Raw genomic sequence first — 16003 nt, 5'->3', positions numbered from 1 at the left:
CTAGCCGCAGTATCGCGCACCATTCAGCACCATCTGCAAGCTCCAAGTTATTGATAGGTAACCCCCTTTGATTTCCACCGCTAACATCACCATGCAGTTCGGCGCCAAGCCGCTGTTCGAAAACGTGTCAGTCAAGTTCGGCAACGGCAATCGCTACGGCCTGATCGGTGCCAACGGGTCCGGCAAGTCGACCTTCATGAAAATTCTCGGTGGCGATTTGGAGCCATCGGCCGGCCAGGTCATGCTCGAACCTAACGTGCGCCTGGGTAAGCTGCGGCAGGATCAGTTTGCCTACGAAGACTTCAATGTCATCGACACGGTGATCATGGGTCACGAGGAACTGTGGAAGGTCAAGGCCGAACGCGAACGCATCTACTCGCTGCCAGAGATGAGCGAAGACGACGGCATGGCGGTGGCAGAACTGGAAACCGAGTTCGCCGAGATGGATGGCTACACCGCCGAGTCCCGAGCTGGTGAGCTGCTGCTGGGCCTGGGTATTCCGCTGGATCAGCATTTCGGCCCGATGAGCGAGGTTGCACCCGGCTGGAAGCTGCGCGTGCTATTGGCGCAGGCGCTGTTTTCCGATCCGGAAGTGCTGCTGCTCGACGAGCCGACCAACCACCTGGACATTCACACGATCCGCTGGTTGGAAAACATACTCACGGCGCGCAACAGCACCATGATCATCATTTCCCACGACCGGCACTTCCTGAACAGTGTGTGCACGCACATGGCTGACCTGGATTACTGCGAGCTGCGCCTGTTCCCCGGTAACTACGATGAGTACATGACCGCGGCCACTCAATCTCGCGAACAGCTGCTATCGGATAACGCCAAAAAGAAGGCGCAGATTGCCGAGCTGCAGACTTTCGTCAGCCGCTTCTCGGCGAACGCTTCGAAAGCCAAGCAGGCCACCTCACGCGCCAAGCAGATCGACAAAATCCAGCTAGCTGAAGTTAAACCATCCAGCCGCGTCAGCCCCTTCATCCGCTTCGAGCAGACCAAGAAACTGCATCGCCAGGCGGTAACCGTGGAAAACGTTGCCAAAGGCTTCGACGGCAAAACATTGTTCAAGAACTTCAGTTTCACCGTCGAGGCCGGTGAGCGCGTCGCTATCATCGGCCCCAACGGCATTGGCAAGACGACCCTGTTGCGCACGTTGGTCGGCGAGCTGCAACCCGATGCCGGTGCGGTGAAGTGGACCGAGAGCGCCGAGCTTGGCTATTACGCCCAGGACCACGCAGATGATTTTGAGGACGACGTAACCCTGTTCGACTGGATGAGTCAGTGGACGCAAGGCGGCGAACAGGTCGTGCGCGGCACCCTCGGCCGCATGCTGTTCTCCAACGACGAGATCCTGAAGTCGGTTCGGGTGATTTCCGGTGGCGAACAGGGCCGCATGCTGTTCGGCAAGCTGATCCTGAAGAAGCCCAACGTGCTGCTGATGGACGAACCGACCAACCACCTGGATATGGAATCGATCGAGGCGCTGAACCTAGCATTGGAGAACTATCCGGGCACGCTGATTTTTGTCAGCCATGATCGGGAATTCGTTGGCTCTCTGGCGACCCGTATCATCGAGCTATCCGACTCGGGCGTGACCGACTTCAGCGGCACCTATGACGACTACCTGCGCAGTCTTGGCGTGTTCTAAACGTCGTTGAGGTAACGAAACGCCCCGCCAACGCGGGGCGTTTTTGCATCGACGAATCATCATCGCGTACGGCTCGGTCAGTGCTCAAATTTCTAGCAATAACCCATACAGCCGCTGGACATATAGGTAGTCGAGCCATGCGAGCTGATGCACGACGACGATCAGCCAGAACACCAGCTGGAACGACAACTTGCGGGTCTTGTGGCGAAACGCTTGCTGAGCGATCAATGCCCCCGGCCAGCCACCAAGCAACTCAACAAGATGCAGGCGAGCCTCGGGCGTACGCCAGCCGCTACGCAGTGCGCTGCGCTTGTCGTGCAGGTAGAAGCCAAAAGCCAACAGGCTACCCGAGAGATAGGCATAGAGCGGCCAGTAACTACCCTGCCCCGCCAGACGAGCAAGCCCGAGCGCCGGTAACAGACAGAGCAGGACGAGCCCTAGGAGCTTCGGTAGCAGCCACCTTATCGACCCTTTGTGCCGTGGCCGCGCTTTGGGCTTAGCGCGTGCCTTGAAGCTTCTATTTTGTGCGGACTGGATCGCTACCGCAGGTGGTTTTCGTCGAATCGCCGGCTCGTCTAGAGACAGCCCCGAATCCAGACGGATATGCGTGGCACCCAGGCGCCCATTCTCGTCCCGTTCGCTGATGTAGAGCACCCGGTCGCCCTGCGTCGGGCGGCGAGCGCCGCGCATAGCCGAAATATGGGCGAAGATTTCCTCGCTACCCTGTTCCGGCCGAATGAAACCGAACCCCTTCTGATCGTTCCAGCTTTTCAGCTGACCGCGTAATTCCATGGCAAGTGACCCGGCGGGAAAACCGGGGATTCTAGCCGCTTACCTTTGGAGCTACGAGCCGCAAGCAGTTATCGGGCAGGGGTGTAGCGGCGCTCAAGAAAACTGAGAAGCAGCCTATTGACCTGCTCGGGCTGCTCGCTCTGTATCCAATGGCCACAGTCTTCGATGAGGTGCTGCTCGAGGTCCGGTACCCAGCTGGGCATTTTCTGCAGCGTATGAGCTTCCAGAGTGCCGACCGGGTCCTTGTCACCTAGTAGGAAAAGCGCCGGCTGCTCCACCTTGCGCTCGGCTAACGGTGCAGTGCGCTCCCAGTTCCGCTCGAAATTGCGGTACCAGTTCAGTGCACCATGAAAGCCGCGTCCCTCGAACGTAGCGACGTAGACGGCGAACGCGTCCGAGCCGCACCAAACCGGCGGCGTGCCCGGGTCTCGCATGCCTTGATAAAGCGAGCTGCCGACCGGCTTGTCCTGCAGGAACAAATCCTTGGGGACCGCTGCCGAGGTGTTATGCATCATCATCCGCAAAGTACGCGGAATGTCCTGATCAAGCTCGGCCTCGGCAACGCCGGACTGCTGGAAATACAGAATATAGTTGAAGCGATCGGCGAACTGGCTGCGGATGATGTCGATCGCGGGTCTCTTCGGACGGCCGCCATAAGGCACCGCCATAGCCGCGACAACGTTGACTCGCTGCGGCTCGAGCAAGGCCAGATGCCAAGCCACCGGTGCGCCCCAATCATGGCCCACCACCGCTACCGAGCGGTGACCAAGCAGGTCCATTGCCGCCTGGATGTCCGCGCAGACGGTTATCAGGTCATAGCTGGCGATATCATCCGGCGCGCTGCTTTGGCCATATCCGCGCATCTCCGGAATCACTACACGATAGCCTGCATCCGCCAACGCCTGGATCTGATGACGCCACGAGTACCAGCTTTCGGGAAACCCGTGGAGCAACCAGATCACCGGACCTTGCTCAGGCCCGGCGCAGTAAAGGCTGAGGGTGATGCCATTGATGGGCAACAGTCGGTGTTCGAATGCGTGCACAGGGCACTCCTCTGCTGTGTGTGTTGCGCGTCAGCCCGCCGCGGTACTCCAGTCGATCAAGCTGAACTGCCAAGTAGCCAAGATGATGATGCCGAAGATGATCCGGTACCAGGCAAATGCGGCATAGCTATGGTTGCCTATAAATTTCAACAGGGCGCGCACCGCCAGCATGGCGAAAATGAACGAGGTGATGAACCCAATCGCAAAGATCGGCAAGTCGCCAGGCTGAAACAGGTCGCGGTACTTGTAACCCGAATACACTGCGGCACCGACCATAGTCGGCATGGCCAGAAAGAACGAAAACTCGGTGGCAGCCTTGCGGGACAGCCCAAACAACAGCCCACCGATGATTGTCGCGCCGGACCGTGAAGTGCCGGGGATGAGCGCCAGACATTGCGCGAAGCCAACCTTCAAGGCATGGGACCAGTGCATATCGTCGACGGTTTCGGCATGTACTTCATGCTGGCGCTTTTCGGCCCAGAGCATCACGACCCCGCCAATGACCAACGCTGTCGCTACCGTGATCGGATTAAACAAGTATTCGTGAATGAGATCAGCGAAGGTAATTCCCAGCACTACCGCAGGGAAGAACGCGACCAACAGATTCCCGGTGAACTTCTGCGCCTGTTTCTCCCTTGGCAAACCAACGACCACATCGAAAATCTTACGACGGTACTCCCACACCACCGCCAAGATCGCACCCAACTGGATGATGATGTTGAACGCGAGCGCCCTCTCGCCGCCAAACCCAATCAGATCGGCCACGATGATCTGATGCCCGGTGCTGGATATCGGCAGAAATTCTGTAATGCCTTCCACCACCCCAAGAAGCAACGCCTGAAAGGCAATCCAAAGGTCCATCTATTCCCCAATAACGGTGCAACTCACCGCGGCTGAATACAACAAAGGTATATGTCAGATAGCCATCTAAGCGCTGTTCTGACTCGCTTGAGGCGAGTAAATTCATTGAGCAGACACGGCCGCCCTCATCTTTTTTCAGCAACGGCCGAAACCCTATGCATGGGCCATGACAAACAACCACTGCCATAGCTGATTTTCAAGGCAGGCCGTGTCGCCGCGCTCCACCCCTCTATTCGAATAATAAAGAACGCAAGCATTAACAGGAGCATACAACCCTATGAATCTGCTACGAAATCTTCCAATCAGCAAGCGTCTCTGGCTGATTCCGCTAGTGGCGGTTGCCATGCTCTTCATTCTTGGCCTGCTGATGATTCAGCAGGTTCGTACCGACCTGTACAGGGGCAAGCAGGTCATGACGCAAAACATCGTCGAGACTGCGCGCGGCGTGCTGACCTACTATCAGCAGCTCGAAGCCAGCGGAAGCATGACGACCGCCGAGGCGCAGAAAGCCGCAATGGACCAGGTTCGCATGATTCGCTATGGCCAGAATGACTACTTCTGGATCAACGACATGCAGCCGGTCATGGTCATGCATCCGATAAAGCCGGAGCTAGAGGGACAGGATCTTTCCAAGGTCAAAGATCCGAACGGCAAAGAGCTGTTCAACGAAATGGTCAAGGTAGCTCAACTCAAAGGAGCTGGCCTGGTTGACTATCAATGGGCGAAGCCCGGCGAAAAAGACCCTGTGCCGAAGATCTCCTACGTCGAACTATTCAAGCCATGGGGCTGGATTATCGGCTCGGGAATCTATGTCGACGATGTCGAAGCGGAGTTCCAGAACTATCTGGTGCGTTTTTCGCTCATCGGTATGGCAATCGCTGCGCTGATGGCGGTACTGGTTGCGATTCTTATCCGCAGCATCACACAGCCGCTGCGTCACTCTATGCAGGCCATGGCCAACATCGCCAGCGGTGAAGCCGACCTGACGCGGAATCTTGACGTATCGGGTAACGACGAGCTGACCACCCTTAGCCGCGACTTCAATACTTTCACCCAAAAACTGCGCACGGTGATCGGGCAGTTGTTCGAAACCTCCGACTCACTGGAATCCTCCTCCAACGCCTTGGGGGGGCTGGCCGGGCAGGCGCACAAGCAAAGTCAGCAGCAGTCACAACAGATGGAGCTGGTCGCTACTGCAGTCAACGAGGTGACCTACGCCGTTCAGGAAGTGGCAAAGAATGCCGAGCAAGCATCGAACGAAGTGGGTGACGCGGAGAAGCAGGCCGGGTTGGGGCAGCGGAATATCGAAGCCAGCCTGCAGCAAATAGATCAGCTTTCGATCACCATTAACGAAGCTGTAGGGGTCATACAATCCTTAGCGGACGAAACCACGAAGATCGGGTCAGTGCTTGAGGTCATTGGATCGATCGCCGATCAGACCAACCTCCTCGCGCTGAACGCAGCGATTGAGGCTGCCCGTGCCGGCGAACAAGGCCGCGGTTTTGCTGTAGTGGCCGACGAGGTTCGCCTGCTCGCCCAACGCACCCAGACCTCAACGGCTGAGATTCACACGATGATTGAGGGCTTGCAGAAGAATTCGGGCGCTGCAGTTAAGGTGATCATGGAAAGCAGCCGAGCATCCCAAGCCACCGTTGAACAAGCCAGCCAAGCCGGAGCCAGCCTCGTTCAGATTGCCCAGGCGCTGCGCAACCTGTCGGGGTTGAACGCATCGATAGCCAGCGCAACACTGCAACAGACCCACGTCGTTGAAGACATTAATCAGAACGTTACCCAGGCTGCCGGATTGGCTCAGCAAAGCACACACGCAGCGGAACAATCGAGTGCGGCGGGTGAGCGACTAGGCGAGCTGGCCGAGCAATTGAATCGTCTGCTCAAGCAGTTCAAAGTCTAGCGAAGCCCTACAAGCAGACTTTGTATACAACGGCCAGCTCCCGAACCGGAGCTGGCCGTTTTCTTTTGCCATGCCGGTTGCGGCTTTTCGCCACAGCTCAAAAGGCAGCAGACTGATGGGCTCTAGGAAGCCTCGCTCTTAGCCCAACCAGCAAAGCCAACGAAAACAAATAGTTAGACCGAGTTAAGCCGACCATCCAAGTTGCGCCTAATGCTAGACCTTTGGCTAATTGCAAAAAAAATCACAAAACACGAAACGACCCTGTGACTTATCAGTCCTCTGTGTACATCAATGGATATGTAAGGCCAACGCCGGCAGCCTGGCGGCAGGCTCAATATCCGATTTTTGGTTACCACACAGAGAGACATGCCTGATGAACAGCCCGCTTCGCTTCAACGACGCCCTCCTTATCACTGACCGTGCGTTCAAGCCGTTCCAGTGCGTCGCCTGGACGCTGCTCGAAGGCAATGGCGAACTCAGCATCACGGTCCTGGATGGCAGCGAATCGCGCACCGTAGGCCATTGCAAACTGGCGAGCAACGTCTACTCCGACCCGATCAAGCTCGGTCAGTCGCTGGAGCAGGCACGCGCCGATCTGAGTCGTCAGGGTATGCACCTCGCGCCTTGGCAGATGCCTGAGTAAGCCACTCCTTCTTGATAAGGCCCGGTTGCGCAAGCGCCGGGCCTTTTTCGTTGCATTTCGCTTGGCCACCAATGATGGCGCCGCTAGGAAAAAACGGACCCATTCGATTGTTCAACGGTCCCAGCAATAAGCGAATAAACGAAGGAGTGATCCATGAAAGGTGCAGAAGCCTACGTCAACGATCAATGGCACAGCAGCGGACTGGCCGATTTGCCGGAGGGTGCCCAGAGCCATTGCGTTTCCCTGAAGTTCATCATCCCTCGCGACACACAGTCCACAGGGCTGATCACGCATATCCGTGATGTGGCGCAGAAACGTCTGAGCGAGTTTTACAAAGGCCGTCAGGTGATGCACAGACCGGTACAAGGCTCGGTCGTCGGAGACGGCAGCGGCGATGGGATAAACCTCGTCTTCGACGTCGCACCGGCGAAATAGATAATCGCCTCGGCGGTGCATGCTGATGACCAAAACACCTGCAATTGATGAAGCCAGGCGCATCAGCGAGGTGCCCTTCTCACCCTGCCGTGCGACCACTCAGCCGACCATGAGGGCAGCAGCTTCTCGCTACGAGTCACCAACGCAGCGGGTGGCGAAGCCCTATCGATTTCGCACATCACGCAGTCCAAGTACGCGACACCTATTCACCTTGCTGGCTTGCTGAAGGGCACATGGGTCCAGCTGAGCAAGGATGACGACTAGTTAAGCGCGAGGTTTACACCTGCGCAGCCCTGCGTGACGGGATGACGTCGAGCTCGTTAGCACCAACCGTGTACAACCGACTGGTCTTTTTACTGCCACCAATAGCGTCAGCATTATCGAGCGGGGCGGTCGATCGTTACGCGTCAACAAGAAGCTTTGCGCGGTCGCGCCAAACCGTTCATACCGACGCTTGCACGCGGTCCGAACCCCTTTCAGTTGCGTCGGTCTCTTATTGAGACAAGCACTGTGCCCCCTTCAGCGCAGCTGCCTTTTCTCATCCGCAACCCAGGAGCGCTTACATGATCGGAGACTATTCCTCGATAAATGACCATCTGGAAAGTGCGCGACGGCTGGCTGACAGCGCAGAAACCAAGGCAGACCCAGCTATCTACCGAGAGGCAATTGACGAACTGGTTGCCGCGATAAGGCTGTTGATGCGTAACAGCCAGGAAAGCGAAGACTGACACTGTCTTCAGTCCTGCGCATCGCCACCGGCCACCCAGGGATAGCCTGGCTGCACTCATCTAAGATTCGTTAATGCGGCCAGGCTTTACCAGGCCGGGCCGCGGCCCTTCAGGAGCATGCATGCTGATCGATCAGGACAGCGAGACGGCTTTGCACTTAGCGGAAGGTGTGCGTCCGCTTCCGGCGGACGAGCAATTGGATACCGGCACCGCCCTCTGCCCTGAGCTACCAGCCGATCTGCATTATGTAGACGACCACGTTCCAGGTATCAGTCGACGAAAGCTCGGCGGCAAATTCGCTTACTTCCTGCCGACCGGAGAACGTATTCGGGATACGCATGAGATAACGCGCATCAACAAGCTGGCCATTCCCCCGGCCTACTCTGACGTCTGGATCTGCCCGGATCCGCAAGGCCATATGCAAGCAACTGGACGAGATGCTCGCGGACGCAAGCAATATCGTTATCACCCCCGCTGGCGAGAAATCCGGGACGACAACAAGTACGAGCGGGTTCTGTCGTTCGGTACTGCCCTTCCGCGAATGCGCGAGCGCCTGGAGGAGCACTTGGCTTTGCGCGGCATGCCGCGACAAAAAGTGATGGCCTTGCTGGTGCAATTGCTTGAGTCGACGCTGATCCGAGTTGGCAACCCACGTTATGCAAAGGAAAACCGTTCCTACGGGCTCACCACTCTACGAACCCGTCATGTCGATGTACGAGGCTCTGCGATCCGCTTTCAGTTCCGTGGCAAAAGCGGTGTAGAGCATCGCGTAACGCTAAGGAACCAGCGGCTGGCGCGCATCGTGCGCCGCTGCATGGAGCTACCCGGCCAGCACCTGTTTCAATACCTGGACGAAAACGGGATGCGGCACCCAGTGAATTCAAGCGACGTCAACGCGTTCATCCACGAGATGACCGGGGGCGACTTCACAGCCAAGGATTATCGAACTTGGGCAGGCAGTGCGCTGGCGTTGGACTATCTGCGCAAACGTGAGTGGCGACCAGAGACGGTGGCGCGGCGCAATCTGGTCGAAGTGGTCAAGCTGGTGTCTCACCAGCTCGGCAATACTCCCGCCGTGTGTCGCCAGTGCTACATTCATCCCGACGTGCTTGAAGCCTTTGCTACTGGCGAACTGGCGCAGCTGGGCAAGGCCAGAAAGCGCAAATGGATGAGCAGCGAGGAAGTCACCTTGCTGAAATTCCTGAGCAGCCGCACTGCGCCCACCGCAGCATCCTAGCGGTACAGAGTGACCTGATTGCGCCCTGAGGCTTTCGAAGAATACAGGGCAATATCCGCACGTTCGATCAGTTGCGCATAGCCATTGGTGGGCTCGCTGAGATCCGCGATCCCGAGACTGACGGTAAAGCGAATGCTGCGCCCTTCGTGGACGACCTCATGCGCTTCGATGGATTGCCGTAGCCGCTCGGCGAACGTCAGCGCCCCCTCGCTATCGGTATCCGGCAGCAGCACCACGAACTCTTCACCGCCGTAGCGTCCGGCAATGTCCGCATCGCGCGTGCTCTGTCGAACCAGTTCGGCAGTCTGCTGGATGACCGCATCACCCGCCTGATGACCGTAGCTGTCGTTGATCTTCTTGAAGTGGTCGATATCGAACATCACCAGTGCCGCATTGCGCTCGTAGCGCCGATGTCGGGCGTAGTCTTGACGCAACATCTCCTCCCAATGGCCCCGGTTGAACAGGCCGGTCAGGCGGTCGGTGCTGGAGAGGCGCTGCAGTTCTTGATTCGCCGCTTGCAACTGGCGGCGGTTGGTCGCCACGTCGGTGACGTCGTAGATGATCAGGCAGACCTGCTCGATGCTGCCATTGAGCGCCTTCAACGGCATCAAGGTGGTGTTCTGGTACATGAAGTCTTCCAGCCCGGTGATCGGCTGGTAATTCTTGAATCGCAGCAGGTAAGGCCGCTGTTCCCAGATGGTGAACGATGGCGTCCCGAGTGTCGCAACGTTTTCCACCTTGCGCCGAAACCACTGCTCGTCGACTTCTGGAAAGAGCTCGAAGAAAGTCTTCTTGCGCGCCTCTTCTGGCAGCCGTCCGGAGCGGTTCTCCATGAAGGTATTCCACACATCGATGCGGTACTCGCGATCAAGCACCACGACACCGACATCAATGCTCTGGACGATAGCCAGCAACCAGTGGAGTTCACTCAGATCGTTCGAGTCAGGCATGGTCAGTTCATCTCAAGGGCGAGTTTGCGCGACAGCAGCTCAACCGAGTCTTCGGTGAACAGCAAGAGCAGGTCGAAATGAATGTCGTGACCTTCCAGGCTGTAGCTGATCTCCACCGCCAGGGTGTTTTTCCAACGTTGCCGGTTGACGCGAATGAGCTCGTCGATCGAAGCATGCTGGCCCAGCACCTGTGGGTGACCTTGAGAAAACACCACATCGATTTGGTCTGCGATGCCACTGAGGCACGCACTGATCAGCAGACTGGAAAGATCGAGCAGCATCTCGAGTTCGAGATATTCGTCGGCGCGCATCAGACGCGCCATATCGGCAATCTCCGAATCATGGAAGATCAACAGCGCCTCGCCGGCGATGCCCCCGCCGATATAGCCCTGGCAGACCGCTGACAACTTGTCGCCCTGAGCCGCATCGGCCAGCGCCATGTGCAATTCGCCGACTTCGAGGATATTCACATTGGGAATCGGCAGCTGTACGAACACCCCCAACACCTTGGCGAGCAACGCCGCCGCGCGTCCCATCGCAACGTTGACCACCTCGCGGAATGCGTCGCGGAACGAGACCTGCCCCACGTTCCGCTCCCCGAGCGCTGGGAGCTCGCTACCCACGACCCCGAGGCCCGCCAGGGTCTGTTGCAAATGCAGCGGATCGGCAGGCTTGCGGATGAATGCCAGCGCCCCCAGCCCGAGCACCCGGCGCACCGCCTCTTTCTGAACGTCCGCCGATATCACGATGACCTTGCATCCCAGTTGCTCTTGGCGAAGAGCAGCCAGAACCTGGTAGCCGTCCATGTCCGGCATGGTCAGATCAAGCAGCAAGACGTCCACGCCGCCTTCACGAATTCGTTCCAGCGCCTCGCGACCGCTGGCAGCCTGAAGAATGTCCAGCGGCCACGCAGCCGGCAGCGCGCGCAGCAGTTGCTTGCGCGCCAGGCTTGAATCATCGCAAATCAATACGGTAACGGCAGACATGCAGCGCTCGCTCACTTGGCCAGGCCCCTAGAACCTGGACAGCTTATCTCAGCTAACGAGCGCCGTGGTGGGGACACATGAAGATAGTGGCATTTTGACAGCAACGTGACCGATACGACCACCGTTTAGGCTGTTACCACTTAATAGTAAGCATTGTCCCGATTGGTGTGGTCGGTCACGTCACGAACGCCCTTCAGCTCCGGAATCCGCTCCAGCAAGGTCTTTTCGATACCTTCCTTGAGCGTTACATCAGCCTGTCCACAGCCTTGGCACCCGCCCCCGAACTGGAGTACCGCCACGCCCTCATCCACGACATCGATCAATGTCACCTGCCCGCCATGACTCGCAAGACCAGGATTGATTTCGGTCTGCAGGTAGTAATTGATGCGCTCGTTGAGCGGGCTGTCTTCGTTGACCATCGGCACCTTGGCGTTGGGTGCCTTGATCGTCAGCTGGCCGCCCATGCGGTCGGTGGCGTAGTCAACCAGCGCGTCTTCCAGGAAGGGCTCGCTGATACCGTCGATCCAAGCGGTGAAGCTTTTCAGGGAAATCGCGATGTCATCCGGCTTTTCCTCTCCTGGCTTGCAATAGGCAATGCAGGTCTCAGCGTAGGGCGTGCCGGGCTGAGTGATGAAGACCCGGATGCCAATCCCGGTAGTGTTCTGCTTTTCAAGCAGGTCGGCCAGGTAATCATGTGCAGCTTCGGTAATGGTAATGGCGCTCATGGGAACTCCTCTCATACATGCCCGGCAGTGTACGCCAACCACTGCGCCGGATAAAGTCCTAGCGTTTTAGTAGGAATTGCCTGATAGAAGTTAATCGGTACACCCGATCGGACCCTCGAGGCATCTAAGGCAGGTTGATAGCGGTACTCGTATCCGAACAGGGACGCGACATCTGATACCACTGCGTAACCTGATCAGTCACGCCGACCACAGGGTCCTGCCAGTTATACACGACGCCGCACCAACATGAGCATTGCTCATGTAAATCGCCGGATGATCAAAAAGCGTGCAGCTTTGCTATTATTCGCGGTCCTCGCAACCAGCTTCAGGTAGTCCCCATGCTCGACCGCAACGCCCGTCTCCAGGCACTCCAGCAGGCCCTCAAGGAGCGCATCCTGATTCTCGACGGCGGCATGGGCACGATGATCCAGAGCTATAAACTGGAAGAGTCGGACTATCGCGGCGAGCGCTTCGCTGACTGGCCACAAGATCTCAAGGGCAACAACGACCTCTTGATCCTCACCCGGCCGGACGCCATTAGCGCCATTGAAAAAGCCTACTTCGATGCCGGTGCGGATATCGTCGAGACCAACACCTTCAACGCCACCCGCGTTTCTCAGGCCGACTACGGCATGGAAGAGTTGGTCTATGAGCTCAACGTCGAAGGCGCCCGCCTCGCCCGCCAGGCCGCCGATGCAAAGACGGCACAAACGCCGGACCGTCCGCGATTCGTAGCAGGCGTGCTAGGGCCGACCAGCCGGACCTGCTCGCTCTCGCCCGACGTGAATAATCCAGGCTACCGCAACGTCACCTTCGACGAACTGGTGGAGAACTACACCGAAGCCACCCGCGGCCTGATCGAAGGCGGCTCGGACCTCATCCTGATCGAGACCATCTTCGATACGCTCAATGCCAAAGCCGCGATCTTCGCCGTGCAGGAAGTCTTCGAAGAGATCGGTTTCGAGCTGCCGATCATGATTTCCGGCACGATTACCGACGCCTCCGGCCGCACCCTGTCCGGCCAGACCACCGAAGCCTTCTGGAACTCGGTACGTCACGCCAACCCGATCTCGGTAGGCCTTAACTGTGCGTTGGGTGCGAAAGAGCTGCGCCCTTATCTGGAAGAGCTCTCGAACAAGGCCGAAACCCACGTGTCGGCGCACCCTAACGCCGGCTTGCCCAACGCTTTTGGTGAGTACGATGAAAGCCCGGCGGAAATGGCATCGGTCGTCGAGGAGTTCGCCGCCAGTGGCTTCCTCAACGTCGTTGGTGGTTGTTGCGGCACGACGCCCGCACACATCGAGGCGATTGCTAATGCGGTTGCCAAATATCCGCCACGCGTCATCCCTGACATTCCCAAGGCCTGTCGCCTGTCGGGCCTTGAGCCTTTCACCATTGATCGCAGCTCGCTGTTCGTCAACGTGGGCGAACGGACCAACATCACCGGTTCCGCCCGTTTTGCTCGCCTGATCCGCGAAGACAATTACACTGAGGCCCTGGAAGTCGCCCTGCAGCAGGTAGAAGCCGGCGCTCAGGTGATCGACATCAACATGGACGAGGGCATGTTGGATTCGAAGAAGGCCATGGTGACCTTCCTCAATCTGATCGCCGGCGAGCCCGACATCTCCCGCGTCCCGATCATGATCGACTCCTCAAAGTGGGAGGTGATCGAGGCCGGGCTCAAGTGCATCCAGGGCAAGGGCATCGTCAACTCGATTTCCATGAAAGAAGGCGTCGAGGCGTTCAAGCATCACGCGCGCTTGTGCAAGCGCTACGGCGCCGCCGTGGTAGTGATGGCGTTCGACGAAGCCGGCCAGGCCGATACAGCCGCGCGTAAGCGTGAAATCTGCCAGCGCTCCTACGACATTCTGGTAGACGAAGTGGGCTTCCCACCGGAAGACATTATTTTCGACCCGAACATATTCGCCGTCGCCACCGGTATCGAGGAGCACAACAACTACGCCGTGGACTTCATCGAGGCCTGCGCGTATATCCGCGACAATCTTCCCTACGCCCTGACCTCGGGCGGCGTATCGAATGTGTCCTTCTCGTTCCGCGGCAATAACCCGGTGCGCGAGGCGATCCACTCGGTCTTCCTCTATTACGCCATCCAGAACGGCCTGACGATGGGCATCGTCAACGCCGGCCAGCTGGAGATCTACGATGAGATCCCGAAGAAGCTGCGCGACGCTGTTGAGGACGTGGTGCTCAACCGCACCCCTAACGGCACCGAAGCGCTTCTGGCCATCGCCGACGAGTTCAAGGGCGACGGCAGCGTCAAGGAAGCGGAAACCGAAGAATGGCGCAGCTATACCGTCCAGAAGCGCCTGGAGCACGCGCTGGTCAAGGGCATCACCACTCACATCGTTCAGGACACCGAAGAGTTCCGCCAGCAGTGCGCGCGGCCCATTGAGGTCATCGAAGGCCCTCTGATGTCGGGCATGAACGTGGTGGGTGATTTGTTCGGCTCGGGAAAGATGTTCCTGCCGCAGGTGGTTAAGTCAGCCCGCGTTATGAAGCAGGCCGTTGCGCACCTGATCCCCTTTATCGAAGCCGAGAAAGGCGACAAGCCGGAAGCCAAGGGCAAGATTCTGATGGCGACCGTCAAGGGCGACGTGCACGACATCGGCAAGAACATCGTCGGCGTGGTGCTCGGCTGTAACGGCTACGACGTGGTGGACATGGGCGTCATGGTGCCCGCGGAAAAAATCCTGCAGACCGCCATCGCCGAGAAGTGCGACATCATCGGCCTGTCCGGCCTGATCACGCCGTCGCTAGACGAAATGGTGCACGTTGCGCGTGAAATGCAGCGCCAGGACTTCCACCTGCCGCTGATGATTGGCGGCGCGACCACCTCCAAGGCTCACACGGCGGTTAAGATCGATCCGCATTACAAGAACGACGCGGTGGTCTATGTGACCGACGCGTCGCGCGCCGTCGGGGTCGCGACAACATTGCTGTCGAAGGAGCTAAAGCCGGTTTTCGCCCAGAAGACTCGCGAAGAGTACGCGATGATTCGCGAGCGTACTGCCAACCGCAGCGCACGCACCGAGCGTCTGACTTACCCCGAAGCGATTGCGGTCAAGCCGAAGTTCGATTGGGCCGATTACTCGCCAGTCAAACCAACCTTCACCGGCCGCAAGGTATTAGAGGACATCGATCTACGCACGCTGGTGGACTATATCGACTGGACGCCCTTCTTCATCTCTTGGGATCTCGCCGGCAAGTATCCACGCATTCTTGAAGACGAAATCGTTGGCGAAGCAGCTACGTCGCTGTTCAACGATGCCCAGGCGATGCTCACCAAGCTGGTCGACGAAAAGCTGATCAGGGCCCGCGCTGTCTTCGGCTTCTGGCCGGCCAATCAGGTCGACGAAGACGATATCCAAGTCTATGACGACGACGGCGAAGCCCTCGCCACCCTGCACCACCTGCGGCAACAAACGGTGAAGACCGACGGCAAGCCGAACTTCTCGCTCGCCGACTTCGTCGCACCGAAAAGCAGCGGCGTGACCGATTACGTGGGCGGTTTCATTACCACTGCGGGCATCGGTGCCGAGGAAGTGGCCAAGGCTTATCAGGACGCCTGCGACGATTACAACTCGATCATGGTCAAGGCCCTGGCCGACCGCCTCGCCGAGGCCTGTGCCGAGTGGCTGCATCAGCAGGTCCGTAAGCAATGGTGGGGCTATGACCCTGAAGAACAGCTGAGCAACGAAGAGCTGATCAAGGAACAGTACAAAGGTATCCGTCCAGCGCCAGGCTACCCCGCCTGCCCCGACCATACGGAGAAAGGCACGCTGTTCCAGCTGCTCGATGCCGACGGCATCAGCCAGGTCACCCTGACCGAGCACTACGCCATGTTTCCGACAGCTGCAGTCAGTGGTTGGTATTTCGCGCATCCCCAGGCGCAATATTTCGCGGTCGGCAAAATCGACAAGGACCAGGCTGAGCGCTACAGCACTCGCAAAGGTCAAGACATCGCCGTCACCGAACGCTGGCTGATGCCGAACCTCGGCTACGACAACTAGACTACC

Annotated in this window: 13 protein-coding genes and 1 pseudogene; 8 read left to right on the top strand and 6 right to left on the bottom strand. The window is 58.2% G+C overall.

Annotation, left to right across the window (positions count from 1 at the left end; genetic code table 11):
* The first annotated feature begins 67 nt into the window (after positions 1-67).
* Positions 68-1654, top strand: coding sequence for an ABC-F family ATPase (locus RT21_RS00980; protein WP_045427527.1), 1587 nt, complete (start codon positions 68-70; stop codon positions 1652-1654).
* A gap of 84 nt (positions 1655-1738) precedes the next feature.
* Here RT21_RS00980 and RT21_RS00975 read toward each other — a convergent pair whose 3' ends face one another.
* The 3 genes from RT21_RS00975 to RT21_RS00965 all read right to left on the bottom strand — a co-directional run bounded on the left by RT21_RS00975 (position 1739) and on the right by RT21_RS00965 (position 4350).
* The gene (locus RT21_RS00975) at positions 1739-2446 is read right to left on the bottom strand and encodes a DUF1294 domain-containing protein (protein ID WP_046161222.1); all 708 of its coding nucleotides are present in this window, start codon (positions 2444-2446) and stop codon (positions 1739-1741) included.
* Positions 2447-2514: 68 nt separating this feature from the next.
* On the bottom strand, positions 2515-3489 hold the full coding sequence (locus RT21_RS00970) for an alpha/beta fold hydrolase (RefSeq protein WP_046161221.1): 975 nt from the start codon (positions 3487-3489) through the stop codon (positions 2515-2517).
* 30 nt (positions 3490-3519) lie between these two features.
* Positions 3520-4350, bottom strand: coding sequence for an undecaprenyl-diphosphate phosphatase (locus RT21_RS00965; RefSeq protein ID WP_046161220.1), 831 nt, complete (start codon positions 4348-4350; stop codon positions 3520-3522).
* A gap of 277 nt (positions 4351-4627) precedes the next feature.
* Here RT21_RS00965 and RT21_RS24315 point away from each other — a divergent pair.
* From RT21_RS24315 to RT21_RS00945, 6 genes and pseudogenes are all read left to right on the top strand, one after another.
* Positions 4628-5404, top strand: a pseudogene (locus RT21_RS24315) (cache domain-containing protein); the annotation flags it as partial.
* 123 nt (positions 5405-5527) lie between these two features.
* Complete coding sequence (locus RT21_RS24310; protein WP_371263594.1) at positions 5528-6262, top strand: methyl-accepting chemotaxis protein; 735 nt, start codon at positions 5528-5530, stop codon at positions 6260-6262.
* A 373-nt stretch (positions 6263-6635) separates the two neighbouring features.
* Complete coding sequence (locus RT21_RS00955; RefSeq protein WP_045427540.1) at positions 6636-6905, top strand: hypothetical protein; 270 nt, start codon at positions 6636-6638, stop codon at positions 6903-6905.
* A gap of 153 nt (positions 6906-7058) precedes the next feature.
* Positions 7059-7340: a hypothetical protein gene (locus RT21_RS00950; RefSeq protein ID WP_045427543.1), complete on the top strand. Its 282-nt coding sequence runs from the start codon at positions 7059-7061 to the stop codon at positions 7338-7340.
* Between the two features lie 563 nt (positions 7341-7903).
* Positions 7904-8068: a hypothetical protein gene (locus RT21_RS23735; protein WP_164863208.1), complete on the top strand. Its 165-nt coding sequence runs from the start codon at positions 7904-7906 to the stop codon at positions 8066-8068.
* Between the two features lie 121 nt (positions 8069-8189).
* Positions 8190-9305, top strand: coding sequence for a DNA topoisomerase IB (locus RT21_RS00945; protein ID WP_046161218.1), 1116 nt, complete (start codon positions 8190-8192; stop codon positions 9303-9305).
* Here the strand turns inward: RT21_RS00945 and RT21_RS00940 are convergent.
* From RT21_RS00940 to nfuA, 3 genes are all read right to left on the bottom strand, one after another.
* Entirely contained in the window at positions 9302-10255 is a 954-nt protein-coding gene (locus tag RT21_RS00940; protein WP_046161217.1) for a sensor domain-containing diguanylate cyclase, read from the bottom strand. The genes RT21_RS00945 and RT21_RS00940 overlap by 4 nt on opposite strands.
* Before the next feature lie 2 nt (positions 10256-10257).
* Complete coding sequence (locus RT21_RS00935; protein ID WP_046161216.1) at positions 10258-11241, bottom strand: response regulator; 984 nt, start codon at positions 11239-11241, stop codon at positions 10258-10260.
* 140 nt (positions 11242-11381) lie between these two features.
* Entirely contained in the window at positions 11382-11966 is a 585-nt protein-coding gene (gene nfuA / locus RT21_RS00930; RefSeq protein WP_045427552.1) for a Fe-S biogenesis protein NfuA, read from the bottom strand.
* A 338-nt stretch (positions 11967-12304) separates the two neighbouring features.
* Between nfuA and metH the strand changes: the two genes are divergently transcribed.
* Positions 12305-15997 (top strand): methionine synthase, encoded by a 3693-nt coding sequence (gene metH / locus RT21_RS00925; protein WP_046161215.1) that lies wholly within the window; start codon positions 12305-12307, stop codon positions 15995-15997.
* Positions 15998-16003 lie beyond the last annotated feature (6 nt).

It is taken from the genome of Pseudomonas sp. 10B238, from assembly GCF_000970615.1.
GTDB lineage: Bacteria > Pseudomonadota > Gammaproteobacteria > Pseudomonadales > Pseudomonadaceae > Stutzerimonas.
The sequence above is the reverse complement of the archived record's forward strand: the minus strand, read 5'-3'. Positions and strand labels throughout refer to the sequence as shown.

What these genes read in the sequence shown, in the direction of transcription:
- RT21_RS00955 (WP_045427540.1), top strand. Translation starts at nt 6,636, where the DNA reads ATGAACAGCCCGCTTCGCTTCAACGACGCCCTCCTTATCACTGACCGT.
- RT21_RS00965 (WP_046161220.1), bottom strand. Translation starts at nt 4,350, where the DNA reads ATGGACCTTTGGATTGCCTTTCAGGCGTTGCTTCTTGGGGTGGTGGAA.
- metH (WP_046161215.1), top strand. Translation starts at nt 12,305, where the DNA reads ATGCTCGACCGCAACGCCCGTCTCCAGGCACTCCAGCAGGCCCTCAAG.
- RT21_RS00950 (WP_045427543.1), top strand. Translation starts at nt 7,059, where the DNA reads ATGAAAGGTGCAGAAGCCTACGTCAACGATCAATGGCACAGCAGCGGA.
- RT21_RS00975 (WP_046161222.1), bottom strand. Translation starts at nt 2,446, where the DNA reads ATGGAATTACGCGGTCAGCTGAAAAGCTGGAACGATCAGAAGGGGTTC.
- RT21_RS23735 (WP_164863208.1), top strand. Translation starts at nt 7,904, where the DNA reads ATGATCGGAGACTATTCCTCGATAAATGACCATCTGGAAAGTGCGCGA.
- RT21_RS24310 (WP_371263594.1), top strand. Translation starts at nt 5,528, where the DNA reads ATGGAGCTGGTCGCTACTGCAGTCAACGAGGTGACCTACGCCGTTCAG.
- RT21_RS00945 (WP_046161218.1), top strand. Translation starts at nt 8,190, where the DNA reads ATGCTGATCGATCAGGACAGCGAGACGGCTTTGCACTTAGCGGAAGGT.
- nfuA (WP_045427552.1), bottom strand. Translation starts at nt 11,966, where the DNA reads ATGAGCGCCATTACCATTACCGAAGCTGCACATGATTACCTGGCCGAC.
- RT21_RS00935 (WP_046161216.1), bottom strand. Translation starts at nt 11,241, where the DNA reads ATGTCTGCCGTTACCGTATTGATTTGCGATGATTCAAGCCTGGCGCGC.
- RT21_RS00940 (WP_046161217.1), bottom strand. Translation starts at nt 10,255, where the DNA reads ATGCCTGACTCGAACGATCTGAGTGAACTCCACTGGTTGCTGGCTATC.